General features: G+C 66.3%; 19 protein-coding genes and 2 pseudogenes. 9 read left to right on the top strand and 12 right to left on the bottom strand.

Features of this window, described 5'->3' with window-relative positions:
- Positions 1 to 6: 6 nt before the first annotated feature.
- Entirely contained in the window at positions 7 to 684 is a 678-nt protein-coding gene (locus FCN77_RS13380) for an alpha/beta family hydrolase (protein ID WP_137322656.1), read from the top strand.
- 4 nt (positions 685 to 688) lie between these two features.
- On the opposite strand, the gene FCN77_RS13375 is transcribed toward FCN77_RS13380, so the two are convergent.
- From FCN77_RS13375 to FCN77_RS25990, 7 genes are all read right to left on the bottom strand, one after another.
- Positions 689 to 2,869, bottom strand: coding sequence for an elongation factor G-like protein EF-G2 (locus tag FCN77_RS13375; RefSeq protein WP_137322655.1), 2,181 nt, complete (start codon positions 2,867 to 2,869; stop codon positions 689 to 691).
- Positions 2,870 to 3,274: 405 nt separating this feature from the next.
- Positions 3,275 to 3,889 (bottom strand): PadR family transcriptional regulator, encoded by a 615-nt coding sequence (locus FCN77_RS13370; RefSeq protein WP_137324768.1) that lies wholly within the window; start codon positions 3,887 to 3,889, stop codon positions 3,275 to 3,277.
- An 87-nt stretch (positions 3,890 to 3,976) separates the two neighbouring features.
- A complete protein-coding gene (locus tag FCN77_RS13365; protein WP_137322654.1) occupies positions 3,977 to 4,996 on the bottom strand; it encodes a HAMP domain-containing sensor histidine kinase in 1,020 nt (339 codons plus the stop codon).
- Complete coding sequence (locus tag FCN77_RS13360) at positions 4,989 to 5,663, bottom strand: response regulator transcription factor (RefSeq protein WP_137322653.1); 675 nt, start codon at positions 5,661 to 5,663, stop codon at positions 4,989 to 4,991. The genes FCN77_RS13365 and FCN77_RS13360 overlap by 8 nt, the downstream gene beginning before the upstream one ends.
- Before the next feature lie 5 nt (positions 5,664 to 5,668).
- Positions 5,669 to 6,388 carry a DedA family protein gene (locus FCN77_RS13355; RefSeq protein WP_137322652.1) on the bottom strand — a complete coding sequence of 240 codons (720 nt, stop codon included), beginning with the start codon at positions 6,386 to 6,388 and terminating at the stop codon, positions 5,669 to 5,671.
- A gap of 10 nt (positions 6,389 to 6,398) precedes the next feature.
- Positions 6,399 to 7,082 (bottom strand): phosphatase PAP2 family protein, encoded by a 684-nt coding sequence (locus FCN77_RS13350; RefSeq protein ID WP_254678553.1) that lies wholly within the window; start codon positions 7,080 to 7,082, stop codon positions 6,399 to 6,401.
- A 313-nt stretch (positions 7,083 to 7,395) separates the two neighbouring features.
- Positions 7,396 to 7,566: a hypothetical protein gene (locus tag FCN77_RS25990; RefSeq protein WP_175417259.1), complete on the bottom strand. Its 171-nt coding sequence runs from the start codon at positions 7,564 to 7,566 to the stop codon at positions 7,396 to 7,398.
- Positions 7,567 to 8,149: 583 nt separating this feature from the next.
- Between FCN77_RS25990 and FCN77_RS13345 the strand changes: the two genes are divergently transcribed.
- Both FCN77_RS13345 and FCN77_RS13340 read left to right on the top strand, forming a co-directional pair.
- Positions 8,150 to 8,569, top strand: a complete 420-nt coding sequence (locus FCN77_RS13345; RefSeq protein WP_368074339.1) for a DUF3592 domain-containing protein — start codon at positions 8,150 to 8,152, stop codon at positions 8,567 to 8,569.
- Between the two features lie 48 nt (positions 8,570 to 8,617).
- The gene (locus FCN77_RS13340; protein ID WP_137322650.1) at positions 8,618 to 9,085 is read left to right on the top strand and encodes a hypothetical protein; all 468 of its coding nucleotides are present in this window, start codon (positions 8,618 to 8,620) and stop codon (positions 9,083 to 9,085) included.
- 59 nt (positions 9,086 to 9,144) lie between these two features.
- Here the strand turns inward: FCN77_RS13340 and FCN77_RS13335 are convergent, their stop codons facing one another.
- Both FCN77_RS13335 and hrpB read right to left on the bottom strand, forming a co-directional pair.
- Positions 9,145 to 9,570: a hypothetical protein gene (locus FCN77_RS13335; protein ID WP_137322649.1), complete on the bottom strand. Its 426-nt coding sequence runs from the start codon at positions 9,568 to 9,570 to the stop codon at positions 9,145 to 9,147.
- A gap of 22 nt (positions 9,571 to 9,592) precedes the next feature.
- On the bottom strand, positions 9,593 to 12,307 hold the full coding sequence (gene hrpB, locus FCN77_RS13330) for an ATP-dependent helicase HrpB (protein ID WP_137322648.1): 2,715 nt from the start codon (positions 12,305 to 12,307) through the stop codon (positions 9,593 to 9,595).
- Between the two features lie 227 nt (positions 12,308 to 12,534).
- On the opposite strand from hrpB, the gene FCN77_RS13320 reads away from it, so the two are divergent.
- From FCN77_RS13320 to FCN77_RS25980, 6 genes and pseudogenes are all read left to right on the top strand, one after another.
- Positions 12,535 to 12,732, top strand: a complete 198-nt coding sequence (locus FCN77_RS13320; protein WP_137322647.1) for a hypothetical protein — start codon at positions 12,535 to 12,537, stop codon at positions 12,730 to 12,732.
- Complete coding sequence (locus FCN77_RS25985; RefSeq protein ID WP_175417087.1) at positions 12,729 to 12,944, top strand: hypothetical protein; 216 nt, start codon at positions 12,729 to 12,731, stop codon at positions 12,942 to 12,944. The genes FCN77_RS13320 and FCN77_RS25985 overlap by 4 nt, the downstream gene beginning before the upstream one ends.
- Positions 12,905 to 13,015, top strand: a pseudogene (locus FCN77_RS27720) (hypothetical protein); the annotation flags it as partial. The gene FCN77_RS25985 and the pseudogene FCN77_RS27720, both read left to right, overlap by 40 nt.
- 143 nt (positions 13,016 to 13,158) lie before the next feature.
- A complete protein-coding gene (locus tag FCN77_RS27715) occupies positions 13,159 to 13,527 on the top strand; it encodes a DUF6805 domain-containing protein (RefSeq protein ID WP_368074269.1) in 369 nt (122 codons plus the stop codon).
- Positions 13,528 to 13,686: 159 nt separating this feature from the next.
- On the top strand, positions 13,687 to 14,544 hold the full coding sequence (locus tag FCN77_RS13310) for an SDR family oxidoreductase (RefSeq protein ID WP_137322645.1): 858 nt from the start codon (positions 13,687 to 13,689) through the stop codon (positions 14,542 to 14,544).
- 144 nt (positions 14,545 to 14,688) lie between these two features.
- On the top strand, positions 14,689 to 14,859 hold the full coding sequence (locus FCN77_RS25980; protein ID WP_175417258.1) for a hypothetical protein: 171 nt from the start codon (positions 14,689 to 14,691) through the stop codon (positions 14,857 to 14,859).
- A gap of 25 nt (positions 14,860 to 14,884) precedes the next feature.
- Here FCN77_RS25980 and FCN77_RS13305 read toward each other — a convergent pair.
- The 3 genes and pseudogenes from FCN77_RS13305 to FCN77_RS13295 all read right to left on the bottom strand — a co-directional run bounded on the left by FCN77_RS13305 (position 14,885) and on the right by FCN77_RS13295 (position 18,312).
- Positions 14,885 to 15,852, bottom strand: a pseudogene (locus FCN77_RS13305) (D-2-hydroxyacid dehydrogenase family protein).
- A 280-nt stretch (positions 15,853 to 16,132) separates the two neighbouring features.
- Positions 16,133 to 16,936, bottom strand: a complete 804-nt coding sequence (locus FCN77_RS13300; protein ID WP_137322644.1) for a putative hydro-lyase — start codon at positions 16,934 to 16,936, stop codon at positions 16,133 to 16,135.
- The gene (locus tag FCN77_RS13295) at positions 16,933 to 18,312 is read right to left on the bottom strand and encodes an MFS transporter (protein ID WP_137322643.1); all 1,380 of its coding nucleotides are present in this window, start codon (positions 18,310 to 18,312) and stop codon (positions 16,933 to 16,935) included. Before FCN77_RS13295 ends, FCN77_RS13300 begins: the two co-directional genes overlap by 4 nt.
- Positions 18,313 to 18,497: the final 185 nt, after the last annotated feature.

Below are 18,497 nucleotides of genomic sequence, written 5' to 3'. Positions count from 1 at the left end.
TGACCCATGCCAACATCCGAGTCCCCCGTCACCATCTCCGTCGGCGATGTCCAGGTCTCGGGCATCTACGCCCGGCCGGACACTCCGTTCGCAACCCTCGTGCTCGCCCACGGCGCCGGCGCCGGCATGGAGCATCCGTTCATGGGCGGCTTCACCGGGGCATTGAACGACGACGGCGTGGCCACCTTGCGTTTCAACTTCCCCTACCGCGAGGCGGGACGGAAGTTCCCGGACCGGCCGCCGCTGGCTATCGCCACGTGGCGGGCAGCCATGGACGAAGCGGCATCACGTGCTGCCCTCCATTCCGATGAAGGACAGCTGTGGGCGGCAGGAAAGTCCTTTGGCGGGCGCATGGCTTCGATGGCGGTTGCCGAAGGTATGCCGGCGGCCGGCCTGATCTATCTCGGCTACCCGCTTCATCCCCCGGGAAAGCCAGAGAAACTCCGCGATGAACACCTGTATGGCCTGACCCTGCCGATGCTCTTCCTGCAGGGGACGCGCGACACGTTCGCCACGCGTGAGCTGCTGGAAGGCGTAGTGGCCCGGATTGGCCCCACGGCAACGCTTCAGTGGTACGACGGCGGTGACCACTCGTTTGCTGTGGCTGGCAACAAGCGAAGCGCCGAAGAGATCGGGGCGTCCGTCGCGGCCCCGGTGGCCGCGTATCTGCGGGCGCAGAGCTAGGACGTCACGGCCTCGGCGCCGTGTGGGCCATGTTCGGCGGCAGGGGCTCGTGCCGCAGGTAACTCCGCCGGAAGCGGCCCGTGCCTGCTGTCAGGGCACGCAGTTCCACCGCGTACCGAAGCAGCTCCTGCTCCGGTATTTCGGCGCTGATTTCGGTGCCGTCGCCGTCGGCCGCTGTTGTGCCGGTCAGCCGCCCGCGGCGTGAGGACAGGTCGCTCATGACCGCCCCCACATAATCGTCAGTGACACTGATGGTCACGGCCAGGACGGGTTCCAGGAGCTGGATCCGGCCACCTGCGGCTGCCTCACGCAACGCCAGCGCCCCGGCTGCCTGAAATGCCGCGTCGGAGGAGTCCACGCTGTGCGACTTGCCGCCGGTCAGGGTCACCCGGATATCCACCACAGGGAATCCAGCGGACACGCCCTTCTGCATTTGCGAGCGGACGCCCTTCTCCACGGACGCAATGTATTGGCCAGGGATGACACCGCCCACGGTCTTGTCCACGAATTCGAAGCCCGCGCCGCGTTCGAGGGGCTCGACTTCGATGTCGCAAATGGCGTACTGCCCGTGCCCCCCGGACTGCTTGACGTGCCGTCCGTGGCCCGAAGCCGGCGCGGCGAACGTCTCGCGCAGCGGCGTGATCACGTCCACTGCCTGAAGCTTCACTCCCTGATCCCGCAGCCGGTCAAGGACCACCTCGCCGTGGGCCTCGCCCATGCACCAGAGGATCAGCTGATGGGTTTCGGAATTTCGTTCCACGCGAAGCGTCGGATCTCCGGCGGCCACCTTGCCCAGGCTCTTGGCAAGGGCGTCCTCGTCGCTGCGTGAGGCAGCCTCGACGGCCACGGGCATCAGTGGTTCCGGCATGTCCCATGAGGCAACCAGCAGTGGGGCCTCCTTGGCGGACACCGTGTCGCCGGTCTCGGCACTGGCCAGCTTCGCGATGGCGCAGATATCGCCGGCGACGCAATACGGCACCGGCCTCAGGCTGGCCCCCACCGGGGAGTAGAGGTGCGTGAGGCGTTCATCGCTGTCGTGGTCCTCGTGGCCACGTTCGGACAGCCCGCGGCCGCTGACGTGCACGGCCGAATCCTCGCGCAGCGTTCCGGAGAACACCCGGACCAGGCAGACCCGTCCCAGGAACGGATCGATGGTGGTCCGGATCACTTCCCCGACCAGCGGGCCGGCCGGGTCGCAGGACAGCGGTCCGGCCGGTGCGCCGCCAAGGTCCGTCACTGGCGGCAAGGGGCGTTCCGGCGGCGAGGGAAAGGCCCGGATCAGCATTTCCAGGAGTTCGTTCACGCCGAGCCCCGTCTCTGCCGACGTGGCCAGTACGGGATAGAAGGAACCGCGGGCGACGGCGGTCTCCAGGTCGCTGACCAGGATCCCGACGTCGATCTGCTCGCCGCCGAGATAGCGGTCCATCAGGGACTCATCTTCGCTTTCCGAGATGATTCCCTCGATCAGCGCACCGCGGGCGCTTTCCGAGGCCTCGAGCTCGTCGCCGCTGGCGTCCCTGACACTAGGCGTCGAAGTGCCGGCGGAGTAATCCGAAACGGTTTCCGAGAGCAGCCCCAGGAGCCCGGTGATGGCGACCCCTGTGCGCACCGGCAGATACGCGGGGACCACCGAGTCCCCGAAAGCGCGCTGGCAGGCGGCGACCGTAGCCTCGAAATTTGCCCGAGGGTGGTCAACACGGCTCACCACCACCGCGCGGGGCATTCCCACCTGGTCGCACTCTGCCCACAGTGCGGTGGTGGCGGCGTCGATGTCCTCGAGGGCCGAGACCACGAACAGGGCGGCGTCCGCCGCGCGCAGCCCTGCCCGGAGTTCGCCGGTGAAATCACCGTAACCCGGCGTGTCGAGGAGGTTGACCTTGATGCCCTCCGCCACCAGGGGCGCCACGGAGAGCACCACGGAGCGCTGTTGATGCACTTCGGAGGGCTCGGCGTCGCTGACCGTTGTTCCGTCCGTTATCGAGCCCATCCGGGAGATGACGCCGGTTGCCGCCAGAAGGGCCTCCAGCAGCATGGTCTTGCCTGCACCCGAGTGGCCCACGAGAGCAACGTTGCGGACCTTCCCGGGTGCCTCGGCGGGAGCCCCTGAAGCGGCATCCGCCCGTCTTGAATCAGAGGTGCTTCGGGCCGGGCTCTTGGCCCGCCCATTTGTGCTTTTTACCGACATGAGCAACTCCGGGCGTCTTAGTCGTGAGCCGCCATGCGGCCTGTGTAAGACGATTCGACACCCTAAGGCTGCCGAACTTCAAGAGCAAGGTGTGCCGCTTCTGCCGGCACGCTCAGGACTCGTCGTGCCACCACCCTTCCCAGGGCGTGGATGTCAGTTGCCCGCTGGGGAATTCGTTCAGGGAACCAGCCCCGCCGAAGTGAGGTTCTTTGTCCTTCCAGCCGGAATGAAGTGAGAGTGTCAAGGTGCTGAATAGCGCCATCATGGGGTGTTTCCTTCCGTTAGCTGCGTGGACCACGGTGTCCAGGTAGGGATCAGCGTAACGTCGCATTGTTTCGCGGCTTCGACGCAAGGTTTCAGGCTTGTATCGGTATCCTCACGCCTGCACTTTGGCCGACCACCGGGTCACTCCGCGAGGATCAGATAAAGGGCGCGGCGGGCCTCATCGATCTTTTCAACAGCGGCAAGCCGCTGTTCTTCGGTTGCCGCAACCCTGAATTGATGGATGACACCCATGAGCTTCCCCACGCTTTGATGTAACGCGGGGCCGGCGCCCTCCGGGTCGGTGTTCCAGGCGCTGCCCAGCTCTTCTTCGTGGTCTGCAACGTATGCCCTGCCGGCCTCGGTGAGCGTGAACTCGGTGCGCCGCCCCTCGCCAATGGGTGTGATCAGTTCTTCGTCGACGAGCTGCTGCAGCGTTGGGTAAACGGAACCAGGACTTGGACGCCAGGCCCCTGACGTTTTTTCCGCGATTGTCTTGATCAGCCCGTACCCGTTGGATGGTGCTTCGGCGAGCAGGGAAAGTATGGCGGAGCGAACGTCGCCCCTGGAAGCCCGCCGCGGGCCGCCTGGACCAAAGCCCGGGCCGAACCCTGGGCCAAAGCCGGGGCCGAAACCCGGACCGAACCCACGCCCGAAACCACCCCCGCCGTGTCCGTGGGGTCCCCGGCGGCTGCGGCCGCGCTCGAAGCGCGCACGCTCCGGGCCGTTGTCTGAAAATTTGTCGTGAATGCCTTTCATGGTGGCATCGCCCTTCCAGTATTGCTGGTCGCCGACCATCGGCGATACTTAACGATATATCGGTAAGTATCGCCGGTCAAGAGCTTTTCAGAGCACCACCCGGCGGTCCGGGATTCCGCCTTCGGCCGGCGGCAGGGCGATCCGCATCGTGGTTCCATCCGGTCCGGTTCGGGCGATTTCAACGGTGCCGCCAGCGCTGGAGACGATGTCCCGGACGAGGGCCAGACCGATGCCGAAGCTCCGCCGAGTCCCGTGCCGGCCGTGGGTCCGAACGAACCTTTCGAAAATCCTCGCCTGGTCCACCCCGTCTATTCCGGTGCCGGTATCCGACACCGTGATCACCGCGTGGTGCCGTTCCAGGACCGCGGTGATTGTGATCGCCCCTCCGGAGGGGGTGTGGGCCAGTGCGTTGTCGGCCAGCGCGAGCACAGCGCGCCGCAAACTCCCCTTGTCGATCCTGGCGAGCGGGCGGACCTGAGCGCGGGCAACGATGCTAACGCCCTGGTTCCTCGCCATCTGCTGCATGCCCTCAGCAACGGACTCGGCGACGTCGGCCAGGTCCGTCGGCTCCGCCGATGGTTCCTGCGCTGCCCCCGTCGCTGCCAGCAGCAGCTCATTCACGATGGACGTCAGCGCCGCCGTGTCCTCCCGGATCCGGGCCAGCGCCTTGCCCGGTTTCGAGTCCGGTGCCGCCTCGCGTTGGGCGAGCTGTATCCGGGAATCCAGGATAGCCAGCGGCGTGCGCAGTTCGTGGCTTGCATCCTGGACAAACCGCCGTTGCAGGGCCAGTGCTTCCGCCAATGGCCTGATGGCACTTCGTGCGCTGGCCCAGCCGATTCCGCCGGCCAGGACTATGCCCGCCGCACCAGCGATGATCAGCGCCTTGAGCAGGTCCTTCGCGTCGAGATAGGCATAATCCGTCGCCGGCGCCCCGGAGCCCGGTATTTCCGGGTTGGCTAACTGGTTCATGAGGTAAAAGGCGGCCCCAGCGAGGAGGCACAGGACCATCACGGCGCAGGCTGCGCTGATCCGGACGGCAACCTTGAGGGAGGCCCTGCGGAGGGTGGCATGGTCGGCGCTGCCGCCGTCGGGGTTCTTCTCATTCATGGGCGTCCCCAATCTGGTAACCCACACCATGAACGGTGCGGATGACTGTTTTGGAGATCTTCCGGCGAAGGTGGTGGACGTAAGTGTCGATGACACCGGGCTGGTCCGTCGGTTGGAACAGTGACGTCAGGAGCTCGTCGCGGGTAAAGACCCGCACGGGATCCTGGGCCAACGCGGCCAGCAGTTCGGTTTCCTTCGCTGTCAACGAAACCAGCGGCCCATAGACGGAACGGACGGACCGCGAAACAGTGTCCAGTTCCCAGTCGCCGATGCTCACCGATGTCCGCAGGTGGGCGAACTTCCGGGTCAGGGCCCTTAGCCGGGCGCTGAGCTCGTCGGCGTCGAACGGTTTGGTCACGTAGTCGTTGGCCCCGGCGTCGAGGCCCCTGACTTTGTCTTCCGTGGAACCGAGCGCGGTCAGGATGAGTATCGGCGTCGATATCCCCTGCGAACGCAGGGCTGCGATGAGCTCGACACCGTCCATGCCGGGCAGCCCGCGGTCGATGATCATGGCATCCCACGGCTCCGTCAGGCCAAGATGAAGGCCCTCCCTGCCGTTTGCAACCAGCCGGATCCGGTAGCCGGTGCCAAGGAGCTCGGTCACGAGCGGTCCCAACACGGCGTCGTCTTCGATCAGTAGCAGGGAGGGCAGGTCATCATGTGTCATGGGGGCTATTCTTCCGTGGCTGGTTCCTTGGCAGGCATGTCTTCGTCCAGGGCTTCATGCCGATCCGCGGCGCGGAGGTTGCGGCGCCGTTTGAGGAGCTCGATGCCCCACGGTAGGACGGAAACGAGGACCATGACCATGGCAATAACGTCGATGTTCCGGGCGACGATCTCATAATGGCCCAGCCATGTGCCCAGCAGCGTCACGGACACCGCCCAGGCCAGCGCTCCAATGATGTTCCACAGGGTGAAGGCCGCGTATCCGTACCGGGCGGTCCCCGCGGTCAACGGCGCGTACGTGCGGACCATGGGAACGAACCTGGCCAACACGATGGCCGGACCGCCGTGGCGCTGGAAGAATTCCTCGGTCCTGGTCAGGTGGGCGGTCTTCAGGACTCTGGCGTCGTCCCGGAACCATCGCCTGCCGAACATACGGCCGAGAATGTAACCCACCTGGTCCCCAGCCACTGCCGCCGCCGTGATGACGCCGATCAGGACCGGCAGCGTGAGCTGCAGTTGCTGATGCAGCAGTCCGGCGGTGAACAGCAGAGAGTCACCGGGCAGGAAGGGGAAGAGGACACCGGATTCGATAAAGACCATTGCCGCGATTACGCCCAGTGCGGCGGGTCCCAGTCCCTGGAGCAGGCCCGAAGGATCAAAGATGGATGGGGTGCCGGCCGTAGCTGTCAGGGCCGGACTGGCGGCAAGTGCCTGAACGATATGCATGGTGCCCTCCTCAGGACAAGAACTGTCGGTCTACTGCCTGGACGGGTACACACTGAAGGGCCCGGGCCGCGAACCTGTTCCAGAGGCCCGTAAGTAGGACAAGCGCGGCCGCGGCCGCAAGGAATGAGGCAGCGACGTCCGTGGCGTAGTGAACCCCGATATACAGCCGCGACCATGCCACAACGGGAGGCAGCACCACGCCCGTAGCGGCCGCGAGCCCTGACCACCGCGTCCCGCGTGCCAGGCAATAGAGGGCGAATCCCAGCGTGACCGCGAAGGCGACATGTCCGCTCGGAAAGCTGTTGGATCCGGTCTCGGGTGCCAGCGGGTCAAACAACAAGGCAGGGTTGGGCCGCCCCCGCGGGATGATGATCTTGAAGAATTCGCTCGCCACCCATCCGGACGACGCCAGCGCGCCGAAAGCGATGGCATCAACCGTCGCCCTCCGGACCAGCAGTACGGTCACGGCGATCAGAAGGATGGCGGCAGCGCCGAAAACGGGGCCAAAGACTACGTTCAGGATCATGGCCGCAAACGTCAGCAAGGCACTGTGATGACGGCTGAGGTCCTGGTCAAGGCCCAGTTCAGTGGCGCCGACACCCGGAACGGATTGCACCGTGAAACCCAGTGCGAGGACAGCCGCAGCCAGGAGGATCCCGGTCATGATCCAGTGCGGGGCCTGTGGAAGGATCAACAGCCGCCTCCTGGCTCCGCGCCGGCTGGGACTGCCGGACTGCCTTACTGCAATGCGGTCGTGATGGACTCCAGTCATGGGCATCTCCCCGTTTAGGCGACGGCGAACGGTTGGCCGCCATGACCAGTTTCGCCCCCTGCCCTTAAGGAATCCGTAAGAACCGGGCGGGTTCAACCGGCGCGATCGGACCCTTGTGCTGTCCGTTCGTTTGGCGGAATCCGGGCCGGATTGGGATATATACACTCCCCATATCCGGGACGCCCCTCGAAGTCCATAATGGCGGGGGACAATCAGCGGGACACGATTACCCATCTCAGAATCGCCCGTTCGTGCCTCCGTTCGTGGGCGGGCGCCGAGCCAGCAGCACCGCCTGGGGCGACTTCTCGCGTAACCCGGGTCCGCGTTCCATCTGCTCAACCAGGTCGAATCCGGCCCCGGTCAGGTTCTCGGTGACGAATCCCGGTGTGAATAGGTGAGCGTCCATGGACACGTCATGTCCGTATGCGTGCGAAAGATGCCGCGGCCCTTCCCTAACCTGGAAGCTCAGCAGCACATAGCCACCGGGAACAAGGACTCGGAAGAACTCGGCAAAGATGCGCGGGAGGTCGGCTGGCAGTGAATGGATAATCGAATACCAGGCAAAGACTCCGCCCACGTGCATGTCGGGGTGGCGAAGGCTTCGATCATCCGCCGGTCCGCCGAGGCCTCGAAGCTGGCATCAGGCAGCAAGCGCGCGTAGCTCTCGGCAACCACGTCGTATCCCGAGCGGACCATTGAAAGCCGATCATCCTCATGCATCTCGAAAGGTTATCGGTTCCGCCGCCCATGCCGGCCGTGATCCGAGCGATTCCCGTCCCTTTGTGGCGATTTCCACCAATACCAGCAGCCGCGTACCGGCCCGTTTGGGAACCTTCACCGGCGTCATGGTCAGGGGCCCATTTCGATAGACGTTGGAAACATTTCCCGGAATCCGGAAAGCTCTTGGCGGAGCCGGAAGGAACGGCCAACTCAGCGCTGAAGGCTGACATACTGCTTGTTGAACATATTTGGGGGACTCTTTGAAGATCGTGCTGTACATCGTCTGGGGCTTGTTCGTGGCTGCAGCCATTTGGGCTCTCATCCACACGGTGAGGAAGACCAGGCGCCAGGAGCGGCTGATCGCCAGCTGGCCAAAGGCCCAGGCCACCGTGACCGGCAGCCGGCAAGGCTGGAGCAACGGCGGAGGCAACACCACCCGAAGCCTCCGATACTGGCCGACCTACCAGTTCTTTGACCTCCGCGGCACCCTGTACGCCGGGGAATCCGAGGTTTCCTACGGCGGCCCGCCGGCGCCCGGATCCTTCCTGGAAGTGGCCTATAACCCGGTGGACCCGAACCAGTCATTCCAAGTCGCGTCGCCGTCAAAAATTGTCATCGGCTGCATGACCCCCTTCTTCGCCCTTCTCGCCCTTGCCTCGTTCTGGTTCATCGGGATCTTGCTGGGCTGAGCCGAAGATCTTCCCCCCACCCGTCAGCGACACCACAGGAGCAACATCGTGAAGAGAATCCTCGCCGCCGCAACCATCGCACTGTTCGCCGGACTCGCCGGTCTGACGGCATGCGCCTCAAACCCGGCACCGGCCCACCCGACATCCGAAGCCGTTTCCGAAACCACCGCCAAGGCGCCGGCGTCGCCGGCGGAATCGTCATCGTCCGCGGTGGCGGACGGCAGCGTCAAGGACGCATGCGAAACCTTCAACGCGCTCTACGCGGAGTACAAGGCCGTGCCGGGCAACGACTCCAACGCCTATGAGGACATCTACCTCAAGTCCGAGGACGCCAAGGACGCCGTCCCAGGGAGCGTGCGGCGCCTCTTCGCGGCCTTGAGCCTCCTCGCCATTGACCACTCGGGGACCGCCCAACACGGCGGCCAGCCGGAACAGGAATCCAAGAATGCCGTCCGCGATGCCGTCTTCGACACCGCTGGCACCTGCACCGCCGAGGGCGTCACGCTCCGGCTCTAGGCGCGGAAGAACCGCCATTCCAGGCCAACGGTCACAGTTGATCACGAATCCGGATGCACTCAGTCAAGGGTGACGAGCACGGGCTTGAAGGTGAAGGGTCCGCCGCAGTCGGCTCCGAAGGGGTGCTCACCGGTTGATTCCGTTTCTATCGGCAGCTCACGGGCTATCCGGCCACCGGACATGGCCACTGCCTCCACATATATCGAGGTGACACCGACCGGCGGGGTCAGGTAGGGCGGGGACTGCGGCACCAGCCATTTCCCCTCCGGGTTTCTCTCCACCTGCCGAGGGGCGCAGCCATCCCCGAAACAGGCCGCAACGGACTCCGGCGGCGAGGAAAAGACCAGCTCCACATCACCCTCGTAGGCGTATCCCATCGCCGGACACGCCCGGCCCACCCCAGCCATACGGCCCAGCAGGGCTAGTGCCAGGGCGGCGGCAACCACGGCCACAGCAAGCAGCAGGAGAACGCCGCGAGGCTTCATGGTGCCAGCTTAACCCGGCCAGCTACATCCTGCTCTTGGTCCGGGCAGTCGCCGGCGCTGCCCAGGGATCCTCCGGCCACGGATGCTTCGGATAGCGGCCCCGCATCTCCGCGCGCACCTGAGCATAGGGTCCGGACCAGAACGACGCGAGGTCATCCGTTACGGCCAAGGGACGCCGGGCAGGCGACAGCAGGTGGAACAGCACCGGGACCCTGCCGCCCACCAACCGGGGTGTCTCTGCCCAGCCAAAGCATTCCTGGAGCTTGACCGCCACGACCGGCCTGCCGTCGTCGTGCCCGGTTTCCGGGTAGCCAATCCTGACCCGCGAACCACTCGGCACCTCCAGCGACTCCGGCGCCAACTCGCCGAGCCGGGCCGCGTCCGGCCACGGCAGCAGCCGGCGCAGCGGCTCGGTCAGGTCGATCCCGGCGGTGGCTGCACCGCTGGCCAGCGCCTCAAGTTCCGGTGCCAGCCAGTCGTCCAACCGCGAAAGCAGGGCCTGCTCGGACACATCCGGCCACGGATCTCCGAGTTCCCGGAACAGCAATGCGAGCCGGCGGCGCAGGGCGTCGGCCGCCGTCGACCAGCCGATGGCGCCCAGCCCTTCCTTGGCCAGTTCACGCGCCACCGCGGCCCGGCCCTCATGAGCGGACGGCCGCACCGGCGTTGAGGACAACATGATGGCACCCAGCCGCCGTTCCCGCCGGGCCGAGACCCGACCCTGGCTGAACCCGGCTTCCACGGTTACACCCATGAGGTGCCGGGCGGCGGCTTCCGCTGTGTCGGCGGTCAACGGCGCCGCGGACCGGATGACGGCGCCTGTTCCCGCGGCGTCCCGCCCTTCGGCGCGCGACACTTCCGCAACCGCCAGCCACTCATGCCCGGACAGCCCGCTGCCGGCGGGCAGGCCCGCCCGCGTCCCGGACGACAGCAGGTACCGCTCCCCCGCACCAGGGACACGGCGCGCCACCCGGTCCGGGAACGCAAGCGCCACGACGAAACCGACCGCCTCCGCACCGGTCACTGGCAAACGGGGTCCGGAGCGTTCGACGGCGGCAGTCTGCTGGCGCGCGATGGCCTCCATCCGCCGGACGTCCTCCGCCCAACGCCTTGAACCCGGGTCCTTACCCGACCGGAGTGAGGCCAGCAGCCGGGTCAGGTCAGCGCCGGGTGCACGCTGGTCCCCGGCCACGACGGCCACGGTCTCCGCCGCAGTGCGGTGGCCTACGGCTGCGGCGCCGTCCAGCAGCGCCCGTGCCAGACGTGGATCGGCGGGAACCTTGGCCAGCGTTTTTCCGAGGTCCGTGGCATGACCGTCCGGTCCCACAGCGCCCAGCTCGCGCAAGACTTCCACGGCTTCCCCCATCGCCGCCCGCGGCGGCGCATCCGGAAGCGCCAGACCCCTTCCGCCTGGCGAGCCCCAGCAAGCCAGGACCAGCGCTGCTCCCGTGAGATCAGCCACCGCGATTTCCGCGGTCTGATGGGCAGGGGCTGCACCGAACGTCTTCTGGTCATAACAGCGGACCACCCTGCCCGGGCCTTGGCGGGCGGCCCGTCCGGCGCGCTGTTCGGCGGATGCCCGGGAGCAGGACACGGTGACCAACCCGGACATGCCACGGTTCGTGTCGCGCCGCGGCTCCCGGGACAGCCCGGAGTCGATCACAAGCCGGACTCCCGGGACCGTGAGGGAGGATTCGGCCAGCGCAGTGGAAACGATAATCCGGGCACGTCCGCCAGGCTCCCGCCCCGCCACGGCACGGTCCTGCTCCGTCGGGCTGGCCTGTCCGTGCAGCTCCAGCACTTCAGCCGCTGACCGGCTACGGAGGCGGGCTGCAACATGAGCCACTTCCCGCGCCCCCGGAACGAACACCAGTGCGTCCACCCCTGCGTCCGCTGCGAGTGCTTCAGCGTGCCTTGCCGCAGCCGTGTCAGCCACATGGTCCAGGAAGCCACGGGTCACTCCCCGGGTATCCAGCCGCGGCACCGCCGCCGGTGCCCAGACAGTGTCCAGTGGGTACAACGCGGAAGGACAGTCGACGACGGGAGCCGGGCCGCCGCCGTCGTGGTTCACACCCTGCCCTGAGCCGATCAGGGCGGCGAAGCGGGGTGCGTCCAGCGTGGCGGACATCGCGACGAGCGTGAGGTCGCCGCGCAGTTCTCGGACCTCCACGAGCATGCCGAGCAGCAGGTCAGTCTCCAGCCCGCGTTCGTGGACCTCGTCGAGGATCACTGCGTCCACTGTCTCCAGGCCCGGATCCGCGAGAAGCCGCTGCAGCAGGATGCCGGGGGTGACGAACTCAATCAGCGTGTCGGGGCCGGCTTGGCGCTCCCCGCGGACCGTGAAGCCGATCCAGTCGCCAAGGCGGCTCCCGTCCAGGGCAGCCAGCCGCCGTGCCGCCGAGCGGGCGGCCACGCGGCGCGGCTGGGTGACGACGACGCGCGGCCGGCTGCCCCTCCGTCCGGCTCCCGCACCACCTGCGTGGCCGGAGGCGGCTTCGGCCGCAAGATTGGCGAGCAGCGGCGGAACGAGGGTGGTCTTGCCCGTGCCCGGAGGCGCCTGGACCACCGCCGTTCCGGCCGGAGCGCCCGCTCGCAGGGCCTCGGCGAGTCCTCCCAACGATTCGGCAAACGCCAGGCCCGCGCCGATGGCACCCAGGTCGAAGGGTGCGTTGGGACGTGCGGCAGCCGGAGGGAGGAGCGGAGAAGTCACGCCTCCATTGTGCTTCAATAACGACATGCCTCACTTCTATGTGGCCCCTGAGTACCAAGGTCAGGGTCTCGGGAGCGCCGTCCTGCGCCACGTCATGATGGCGCAGCGCGATCACCGGCCTTTCCGGCTCAACGTCCTCCAAGGGCCGCGAGCGGGAATCGACTCAAGGGTCATCCCCTGATGTCTGGCGGGACTACGATACGCGCCGCCACGGACCAGCCATTGGCTGAAGCCTGCAAGCGTACGCTGTGGACATGAGCGATCCGCAGGATTCCGCCGAACCGCTGCAAGAACTGTCTCCGGGCATGCCAAGGCGCCACGCCGAATACCGGCTGGCGGATGGGCAACGGCCCAACTTTCCACCAACAAATATCGGCGGCTACGACGAACTGCTCGCGCACTTCCAACCCAGCGGGATGCAGCTACCACGGTCAGAGACGCCCTGTCCGTGAACCTCTATGCGGCCTCGGTGCTGGACTGGGCAGAGCGAGGGATCACAGTCCGGCTTGAGACCGCCTTCCCTCACACCGGCGTCGCCACACTGCAGATCACTGCGGCAGTACCCACCGAGGCGAGGCTCCCGACGAACGTATGGGGCATGTCCCGGCCGGGACGCTTCTCCCCCTGGCCGGAACGCCGGTGGTGGCCGCACCTGATCCGCTGAACGCGGTGGCGCTTAGCGACCGGGCCGCGATCACTGCGGAACTCACCGCGGTGGACAGCGACGGCGGTACCCGGAGGGTCCTGCTGGAGCCGTTCGCCGGCATTCACAATGAGCGGTACACGGTTTACTGGCCCACGGCCCGGGCGGCGAGCGCTTTGCGGAGCTCCGAGCACTGGACCAGGCAACCGCAGCGCAGGGTGAAATCATCGACGCCGTGGTGGCCGGGGAACAACAGCCCGAGTCCGACCACTCCTTCACCGGCGATTCGACCCGGGCCGCCGGCCGGGAGGGCATCCACTGGCGCAGCGCGACCGGCTGGTTCTCCTACACCCTTGCCGACCCGGAGGCCCGGGCCACCCTGCTGCGTGTACGGTCCCGCGCCGCCGGGGACCGCGCGCACGAACTCCGGCTTAACGGCGTGCCGCTGTCCGGCCCAGTCCGCTGCGTCCGGGACGGTGAGGAAGAGGTCGTCGATTTCGAAGTTCCCGGTCAGGTGCGGAACCACGACGGCGGCCAGCTGGTTTTTGCTGTCCACGCCCGACCCGGATGCATCACCGGGACCTGCTGTCCGTGCAGTTGCTGAAGACGGCGTGATGCGTGTCAACAGCTAGCCATTGCTTACCTGCAGGTGCCTATTGCACTTCAAAGTGCGTGATCCGGAGACGGAATGGTTCCCTTCCGCGGGCGGTTGGCCATAACTGAAGGCGCCCCGTCCGGGCGCCCAGGAACCAAGGAGAATATCGTGTCCATTGTTATTGCGGGAGCCACCGGCCAGCTGGGACGACTCGTCGTGGAGGAGTTGCTGCGCCGCGGCACGCCGGCCGGCGAGATCGTTGCTGCCGGGAGGTCGGCCAGGCTGCTCGCCGACCTGGCGGGCAGAGGGGTCAGGACGGCACCGGTTGACTACGACGATCCGGCCAGTGTCGACGCTGCCTTGGGCGAAGGCGACACGCTACTGCTCATTTCGGGCAACGACATTCAGAACCGCACCACGCAGCACCAGACGGTCATCGATGCCGCGGTGCGGGCCAAGGTTGGCCGCATCCTGTATACCAGCGTCCTGGCGGCGGACACCACGCCGATTATTCTGGCGCCTGACCACGTGAAGGCCGAGGAGTACATCCGCGCCAGCGGCCTGCCCTTTACCTTCCTTCGCAACGGGTGGTACACGGAAAACTATGCTCCGGCCCTGCACACGGCCCGTGAGACAGGGACGCTGCTGGCGAGCGCCGGGGAGGGGCGTGTGGCCAGCGCAACCCGCGCGGACTACGCGGCCGCCATTGCCGCCGTCCTGACTACTCCCGGGCATGAAGGCCAGGTCTATGAACTGTCCGGCGACTACGCCTGGAGCTTCGAGGAGCTCGCGTCAGCCCTCTCCACAGTCCTGGGGCGCAGCGTGGATTATCGCACGCTGTCCACCGAAGATCACGCTTCGGCCCTTGAGGCCGCGGGGCTCGACCCGGCAACGGCCGGATTCCTCGCAGCCCTGGACGGGAACATCCGGCAAGGGGCATTGGCCCTGACCACCGGCGACCTATCCCGCCTGGCCGGCCGGCCCACAACCCCGCTGCTTGACGCCCTGCGTCCGCTCGCGGAGTGACACCGCGGTAGAGGCAGACCCTTGAGACAGACCGGTCTTTCTCGCAGTAGGATGTGAATAGTCAAGCCCAAGGGGGGTCCGCGGCACGCCCGTCAGGGCGGCCCGGACGCTCTTCCGGGATCGTCACGCATGAAGGGACGGCCGATGTCCGCAGAGCTGGTTACGCCATCATCGCCCGGTACTGTGCAGATAATGCGCCCGCCCCGGGATGGTGACCGGACCTGGGTCAGTTACCGCACCGACGTGGATGGTGCCGCCGGCGGCTACTGGATTGTCTACATCGCCGAGAAAGGCGAATGGGAAGCCACGGCGTAAGCTGCTTGGCTCCCGGGACCGGGATCTACCTGGCGCCTGGGATCGGGGCCAGGACGCGGACCGGGCTGCCACCGAGCCACGCCTGGACGTCCTCGAAGGCCTCACCGTAGAACACGGCGTAACTTTCGGCCGTGACGTAGCCCAGATGCGGGGTCAGGACAGTGCGCGGCGCCGCCAGCAGGGGGTGCCCGGCCGGCAGAGGCTCGGTGTCGTAAACGTCCAGGGCTGCGCCACCGAGCCAGCCTCGTTCAGTCCACTGACTAGGGCGCCCTCGTCGACCAGCGGGCCGCGGGCCGTGTTCACCAGGAGGCCGCGGGGTCCCAGGAGGCGAAGTTCCTGTTCACCCACCACGCCCCGGGAACGGTCGGAGAGGCGCACATGGACGGAGACGACGTCGGCCTCCCGGAACAGTTCGTCCTTGGCGACCTTGCGGGCGCCGGCCGCGGCTGCTGCTTCCTCCGAGAGGTTGGGGCTCCAGGCGATGACGTCCATTCCGAAGGCCTGTCCATAACCGGCGATGCGGCGTCCGATCCTGCCCAGCCCCAGCACACCGAGCGTCTTGCCGGAGAGTTCGAAGCCCACCGTGCTCTGCCAGTTCCCGTCCCGGAGCCTGCTGTCTTCGAACGGCACGCTCCGGGCCCAGGCCAGCACCAGGGCCCATGTCAGTTCCGGAGCTGCTGTGGGTGACCCGCTGGTGCCGCAGACCGTGATGCCCTGGTCCGCCGCCGCCTGCAGGTCGATGGAGTCATTGGCCATGCCGGTGGTGATGAGCAGCTTCAGCCGGGGCAACTGCCCGAGGCGCTCGCGGCGGAAGGCCGTGCGTTCCCGCATGGCGATGATGATGTCGAAATCGCGCAGCGTGGCTGCCGTTTCGGCATCGCTGCTGAAGGGTTGGCTGAAGACCGTGACGTCGACGCCGTCGAGCCGGCCCCAGTCAGCGAAGCCGCGTGCGGCGGACTGGTAGTCGTCCAGAATGGCAAGGCGATGTCCCATGAGGGTCCTCTTCCGAAGATTCCGTTGGTGGATCTGACCAGCCTAGTTGCCGTTCGCCGCGTTCATGCCCTGGGATTCGCCCCGTGGCCCAGGTGTGTCCACCTGCAGGCCCTGCCGCGGTCACTCGGGACCAACTGCCCCTCGTGCAACGCCACGCGCACTCCCGAAGGGCTCTCCCAGATACCCGAGAGCTCGCAGTGCTCACCCGTCGCTTGTTGCCGAGGTCCGGACAGCGTTAGTACCCTGCGGGCCAGCTTTTCGGCCACCGGGGTGCGCTTCTTCACGGTTGTGCTCCTGCCGTTTCGCGGTAGCTGCTTTCGGGAACGTCCGTGATGAACATGTATCCCGGAGCATGGCTGATCGCGAACGGCGGCCTGGACGCCATCACGGCGCTCTGCGGCGTCACGCCACATGCCCAGAAGACCGGCACCTCGCCTGGCCTGATTTCCACCGTATCCCCGTAGTCGGGGCGGTTGATGTCAGCGATTCCGAGTTCCTCGGGCGATCCGACATGGACAGGTCCGCCGTGGACCTTCGGCACCTGTGACGTGACCCTAATGGCCGTATCGACCAGCTCCGGCGCCATGGGACGCATGGAAACCACCATGGTTCCGTGAATGCGCCCCGCGGGAATGCACTGTACGTTCGTCCGGTACATGGGGACGTTGCGGCCCATTTCGACGTGGCGGAGCGGGACACCCTCACTGGCAAGTGCGGCTTCGAAAGTGAAGCTGCAGCCGATAAGTACCGCCACCATGTCGTCGCGCCAGAGTGATGAAACGTCCAGGAGTTCGGCGGTGAGAATACCGTCCTCCCACACACGGTAGCCGGGGATGTCGCTGCGGATGTCAGAACCCGCGGCCAGGGCACTTTCGAATCGGCCGGCGGGGATGATGTCAATGACGGGGCAGGCCTTCGGATTGAGCCGGCAGAACTCGATGAATTCGTCGGCGTAGTCGGCTGTCACCGCGATGAGGTTTGCCTGGGTGTAGCCGTCACTCCACCCGGCCGTCGGCGTTGCGAGACCCTGGCGGAACTGCCGCCTGGCTTCGGAAGGCGCTTCAGCAGCGTTTGCCTGCGTCATCGGGCCATTGTCTCTGTGAGTTCCATTGAGGTTGACGGGCCTGCCGAACCCCGCAGGTATTCTTCGTCCTCGGCGACGTTGGAGTCCCGGCCGAGGGCCAGGCCCACCAGGGTCAGCAGGCACGCGACGCTGAGGTAAATCGCGACAGGCACCCAGCTGTGGAACGTGCTCAGCAGTAGCGTGAACATGAACGGTGCGATGGCGCCGCCGATGATCCCGGCGAAGGTGTAGGCAAGCGAGCTGCCGGTGGAACGGAGCCGGGGCGTGAACTGCTCAACAACAAAGGCGGCCTGCGGTCCGTACATGAAGGAGTGGCAGAGCAGGCCCAGCACCGTGCCCACGATCAGCATGACCGGGGACCGTCCTTCGAGGACGATGAAGAACAGGTAAGCCCAGACGGCGGCGGCAACTGCGGCGATTGCGTAGACGAGCCGGCGGTTGATCCGGTCAGAGATGGCTCCGGCAAGCGGCATCGTGAAGAGCTGGAGTGCCGAGCCGATGAGTACGGCCACGAGCACCTGGCCGCGGTCGAATCCAAGTTGCTGAATGCCGTAGGTCAGGGTGAAAACTGTGCAGAGGGCGTAGGTAACGTCCGGGCCGATGCGGCTGAGCATGGCCGCGATGAGGGGCCGGCGCTGGGTTGCGAGGACTTCCCTGATCGGCGCCTTGGGCTTGTCTCCGCGCGCCTCCATGGACTGGAAGATGGGGGTGTCTTCAAGCTTGAGCCGGATCCAGAGGCCGAAAGCCACCAGCAGCGCGGAGATGAGGAAGGCAATTCTCCAGCCGAAGTCGAGGAACTGTTCTTCGGTCAGGGCCAGCGTCAGGACGGCAAGTGCACCGTTGGCCATGAGGTTGCCGGCGGGCGGTCCGATCTGCGCTGCAGACGCCCAGAAACCCCGCCTGTTAGGGTCACCGAATTCGCTCGACAGCAGAACGGCGCCGCCCCATTCGCCGCCGACGCCCACGCCCTGGGCGAACCGCAGGAAGACAAGGATGGCCGGCGCCGCGATGCCGATGCTGCCGTACGTGGGCAGCAAGCCGATGAGGAAGGTGGCCACGCCTATCAGCATCAGCGTGATGACGAGGATCTTCTTGCGGCCGATCTCATCCCCGAGCCGGCCGAAGATAATGCCGCCGACCGGGCGGGAAATGTATCCCACCGCGTAGGTTGAGAAGGCAAGCAGGGTACCGGTCAAAGGGTCCTGGGCCGGGAAAAAGATGAGCGGGAAAACGATCGCGGCCGCGGCGGAGTACACGGCGAAGTCATAAAATTCCAGCGCTGTGCCGGTCAGGCTGGCGGCAAATGCTTTGTACATGCCTTTGCGCCCTACAAAGGGGGCCGCGGTCCCGGAGGCCATTGCGGATTGTTCGGCCATTTTATCCTCCATGAAGATTGTGAATGCCATCCGCGGGTGGGAACGGATGATTGGGGTGCGCCAGATTTTTCCGGGTCTGCGTCGTTGTCAGCCTGGTTTGGCGCGGTGTGAGCGGCGGCCCGCGAGGGTGCCGCGGAAGGTCGGCTACTTCGTTGGATTGTGGAATTGTTGAACAATCCTAACTT

The sequence above is a fragment of the Arthrobacter sp. 24S4-2 genome (assembly GCF_005280255.1).
Taxonomy (GTDB): Bacteria; Actinomycetota; Actinomycetes; order Actinomycetales; family Micrococcaceae; genus Arthrobacter.
This window is presented reverse-complemented; position numbering and strand designations above follow the sequence as displayed.